Genomic DNA, 4,110 nt, shown 5'->3' with positions numbered 1-4,110 from the left:
GATCACAACCTTGCTGGCTCAGGCGGCCGAGCTGGCAATCCGTGAGGAGGCTGAATCCATCAGTCCCGGGCTGCTCGATCGGGCGGCCGAGGCAGGGGTCTTCAAGCTTTCCGTCGAGCAAGAGCCCGACGAAGCCGATGCGTGACGCAGCCGAAGGCCGCCTCCGCCAGGCAGCTGACACATTGAAAGGATCATCAGTGCCAATTGAAAGAACAAAAGTGACAGATTGAAGGGAAACCGACACGTGTTGAGCTTGCCGTGGAGCTTCTTGGTAATGCGAGTCCCGAAGACCTCAGAGATCTTGTCGGCTGTCAGCAGCCACAGCCCCAATTCGCAGCTGCGCTGGAAGATTCGGTGGATCGGGAAGTTGCGCTTGAAGATGAAATTTCGACAGTATTCGATTTGGTTGATCGCGTAGAAGCGGCGCAGGCTGATGCGCTCGCGCTCCTTGTTCGAGAACTTCGGCCCCAAGAGCAGCGTCCAGTAATCCAGCCGCTCGCGGATGAGCACGGGATTGAGCCGGTCAGCCGCCGCCTGCAACGCAACCGGATCGTCAACCGCGAGGAACGCGTTGTCGGTCTTGCGAAAGCCGACGCCGGTGCGGTTGAGTTCCTGCTCGATGAACGAGTGCCCGTTGAGGTAATAGGTGGTCTGGAACGGACAGAACGAGGCCACGCGCATAGCGATGGGTCCCAGGACTTCGTCGCGAATGTAGAAGTAGTAGTGCGTGAAGCGACTGCGCTGCGGCGCCAGGATGCGGTGATTCGGGTCGCGGGTCGGATACCTCGGCACCGTGCAACGGAAGGTGCGGCCCTCCTCCATGCTCTTGAAGATGAAGTACACGCCGTAACGCCGGGCTCGGACCATCGAGCGCAGGTAGCGGTCAACGTATTCGTCCTTGCGCACCCCCTTCTCGGCCCACTCGACGGGGAGGTCATGATTGCGGGCAATGGCCTCGACCCAATCGCGGTACTCCCCGGTGCGCCGGCTCAGCACCTCCTTGTCGACGACCTTCACGCCCACGACGTCGCGGAAGAAGTAGACCACCTGCTCGGGTCGCGTCAGCGCGCTCAAGTAGCCGTGGATGACAATGCGGTCGAAGCAGTGATATACAAACACCAGCAGGCTGCCGAACAGCTTGTTGAAGAGTTCCATCTGTCCTCTCCTCGTCGGGTGTGTTCCGAAAGGACGACCGTCGGCCGCAGGGCACTTGCACAAGGATTGCGCCATGATGCGAGGCAAGGCTCAGYCCCAGTCAGCCAGCCAGAGGCAAACACGCGAGAGTTTGAACCTGGCCAAGGAGGTTCGCACGATCCAGCGGCGTGCAGCCGATCAAGACGGGCGCATCGTCAGCATCGGCCCGCTGGTGTTCTTCTCCACCAGGACGGGCGATGCCTGGATGCTGGAGCCCGAAGACCACCTCGCCGTCAGGCTTGCCCGCGCTGGTGATGCGCTGCCTGTTCTCATCGAAGAGACCGACGACCGATTCGCCATCGGCTGGCAAGGCCGCTTCCACTTCGACGGCGACACATTCGTCTACGAGGACAACGCCTCAGGCCGTGTCAGTGCAATCAGCGGCTACCCGGTCAAGCAACTCCTGCGCGCCATCGGCGCAGCCYGATCATCGACGACCGCCGCTGCGGTATTCCAAATTTCAAATATCTTTGGCTAGCTCTTCGCTGTGCCTGCGCCGGGTGTCCTTGCCCGAAGTGACTCGTTTGTCCATATGTGCACGTACCGGTTAAATGCACACATCCAAGCGTGAGCATGATCAAGCGATCCTGCACATGCCCGCGCGGTCCCGCCAGACGGTCTTGAGGCCACGCTTACCAAGACGATCCGAATTTGTTCATTACTGAGGTGGTGTACCTGAGTACAGCAGCGCCCCTGGAACATCCAGTCGCGCCTTCATGATCGTGCCGTGGGTTGAGTCCGTGACGAACAACGTCGAACGATCCGCGCCGCCGAAAGCGATGTTGGTGATCGACGCGCCTGCCGGCCCGCGCAGCACCACCACCGGTTCGGCACGCGCATTCAGCACCCACACGTAGCCCAATCCGGGGTTGGCCACCAGCACGCCGCCCTCCGTATCGACGGCCAGTCCATCCGGTCCACTGGGCCCGTAGGAGGTGAAGAACTGGCTGACCTTGGCCACGCTGCCGTCGGCCAGGAGGGGAACACGCCAGACGCAATTGCCGCGCGTTACCGCCAGGTACAGCACCTTGCCGTCGGGCGAAAGCGCGACGCCATTTGGACTAGGCACGTTCGACAGCAGCAGGTCGAGCTGCCCGTCAGGGCGCAGCCGGTACAGGCGTCCCGTGGGGTCATGCAGGCCGGTCTGTCCCTGGTCGGTGAAGTAGATGCTGCCCTTCGCATCGATGACCAGATCATTGACGCCTTTGAAGCGTTCGCTGTTGCGGCGCTGCAGATGTGGCGTGACCGCACCGGTCGCCACGTCGATGCGCATGAGCCCGTTCTTGTAGTCGGTAACCAGCAGCGTGCGCGCGTCGAGAAACTTCATGCCGTTTGGCTCGCCGTCGTATTCCGCCACCTGTGACCAATGGCCCGCGGGGTCGATGCGAAAAATGCGTCCGAACGGAATGTCGGCCACGTAGAGGTTGCCCAGATCATCGAACACCGGGCCTTCGAGGAAGGAGTCGGTGGGCTGGCCGCCGCGGTTGGCATCGGCCCACACGGAGGACTCGCGCCGGCGGAACGCGTCCGGCATGCGCGTGAACAGCTCCAGATCCCGGACCTGCGGCGGCTGAAGAAGGAACAAGGCGACCTCCCGAGAGTTACTGCTTGTCGAATGAGGCGTTGGCGGCGATCTTGCCCCACAGCACGTTGCTGTCGGTCAGCATCTTCGCAAAAGCAGCTGCGTCTGCCATGCGCGGCTCGGCGCCCAGCCCTTCCGCAAACGCCTTCATGTCTGGCGTGGCCATGGCCTTCGCGATCTCCTGCTGAAGTCGCGCGAGCACCGGCGCGGGTGTGCCCTTCGGTGCCCAGAGACCGGTCCAGTTGACGACGCTGAAATCCTTCACGCCGGCTTCAGCGAAAGTGGGCACGGCAGGCAGGGCCACCAGCCGCTTGTCGCCGCTCACGGCCAGGATGCGCAGCCTCCCGCCCTTGACGTTGCCCATGACGCCCGGTGTCGACGAGAACTGCATGTCGATGGTGTTCGACAGCACGGCCTGGGTCGCCTCGCCGGCGCCCTTGAAAGGCACGTGCATCAGCTTCGTGCCGCTGGCCACGCCGAATGCCTCCGCGGTGAAGTGCGGCGTGGTGCCGGCACCGCCCGTGCCATAGGTCAGCTTGCCCGGGGCCGCCTTCGCAGCTGCGAGAAATTCAGGCAGGGTCTTGTACCGCGAGTCGGTATTGACCACCATGGCCATCGGCGCGAACACATATGCGCTGACCGGCATCAGATCCTTGTCGTAGTCAAAGGGCAGCTTCTTGAAGATGAACGGCAGCAGCGAGTAAGTCGTGTCATTGGCCATCAACGTGTAGCCATCAGCTTCGGCGCGGGCCACGGCACTGGCACCGATGGTGCCCGTGCCGCCGGGCTTGTTGTCGATGATGACGCTCTGGCCCATCTGTTCAGTGAGCTTCTGTGCCATCTTGCGCGTGACCACGTCCACCGCGCCGCCGGGCGGGTACGGAACGATGATCTTGATCGGCTTGTTCGGGTAGGCGGCCTGTGCATTTGTACCGAGGGGCATTGCTGCGACGAGCACAGCGAGGGCTCCGAACGAGATCATCGAGGTCAGGCTGGAGTGAGAGGTCTTCTTGGTCATGGGTGTCTCCTGTCGTGTCAGTTCGGCGGCTTCAGGCTGCGGCAGTGGCCTGTCTGCCAAGCACTTCGAGCGCGTTGCGGGCTGCGGCGACGCCCATGTTCACGTAGGCGTCGCTGGTGACCCCGCCGATGTGCGGACTCAGCACCAAGCCGCTCTCGCCCTGGAACGGGTGGCCCGCCGTCATCGGCTCGACGGCAAAGCTGTCGAGCCCGGCGCTCATCACCTGGCCCAATCGAACAGCGGCCAACAGCGCGTCCTCGTTGATGAGGCCACCGCGGGCCGTGTTGACGACGATTACCCCGCGCTTGCACTGCAC

5 protein-coding genes are annotated in these 4,110 nt (G+C 62.9%); 1 reads left to right on the top strand and 4 read right to left on the bottom strand.

Annotation, left to right across the window (positions count from 1 at the left end):
* Positions 1-18 precede the first annotated feature (18 nt).
* Positions 19-1,155 carry a hypothetical protein gene (locus AC1DY5_RS44910; RefSeq protein WP_478120867.1) on the bottom strand — a complete coding sequence of 379 codons (1,137 nt, stop codon included), beginning with the start codon at positions 1,153-1,155 and terminating at the stop codon, positions 19-21.
* 130 nt (positions 1,156-1,285) lie between these two features.
* Here AC1DY5_RS44910 and AC1DY5_RS44905 point away from each other — a divergent pair, with 130 nt between their 5' ends.
* On the top strand, positions 1,286-1,672 hold the full coding sequence (locus AC1DY5_RS44905) for a hypothetical protein (protein WP_478120866.1): 387 nt from the start codon (positions 1,286-1,288) through the stop codon (positions 1,670-1,672).
* A 180-nt stretch (positions 1,673-1,852) separates the two neighbouring features.
* On the opposite strand, the gene AC1DY5_RS44900 is transcribed toward AC1DY5_RS44905, so the two are convergent.
* The 3 genes from AC1DY5_RS44900 to AC1DY5_RS44890 all read right to left on the bottom strand — a co-directional run.
* Positions 1,853-2,779, bottom strand: coding sequence for an SMP-30/gluconolactonase/LRE family protein (locus AC1DY5_RS44900; RefSeq protein ID WP_478120865.1), 927 nt, complete (start codon positions 2,777-2,779; stop codon positions 1,853-1,855).
* A gap of 16 nt (positions 2,780-2,795) precedes the next feature.
* Entirely contained in the window at positions 2,796-3,794 is a 999-nt protein-coding gene (locus AC1DY5_RS44895; RefSeq protein WP_478120864.1) for a Bug family tripartite tricarboxylate transporter substrate binding protein, read from the bottom strand.
* Positions 3,795-3,825: 31 nt separating this feature from the next.
* Positions 3,826-4,110: NAD(P)-dependent oxidoreductase (locus tag AC1DY5_RS44890; RefSeq protein WP_478120863.1), on the bottom strand; the 285-nt coding region annotated here is incomplete at its 5' end.

It is taken from the genome of Variovorax sp. P4_D9 (assembly GCF_056401695.1).
This window is presented reverse-complemented; position numbering and strand designations above follow the sequence as displayed.

Excerpts from the sequence above, each read along its gene's own strand:
- AC1DY5_RS44910 (WP_478120867.1), bottom strand. The coding sequence starts at position 1,155 with ATGGAACTCTTCAACAAGCTGTTCGGCAGCCTGCTGGTGTTTGTATAT.
- AC1DY5_RS44895 (WP_478120864.1), bottom strand. The coding sequence starts at position 3,794 with ATGACCAAGAAGACCTCTCACTCCAGCCTGACCTCGATGATCTCGTTC.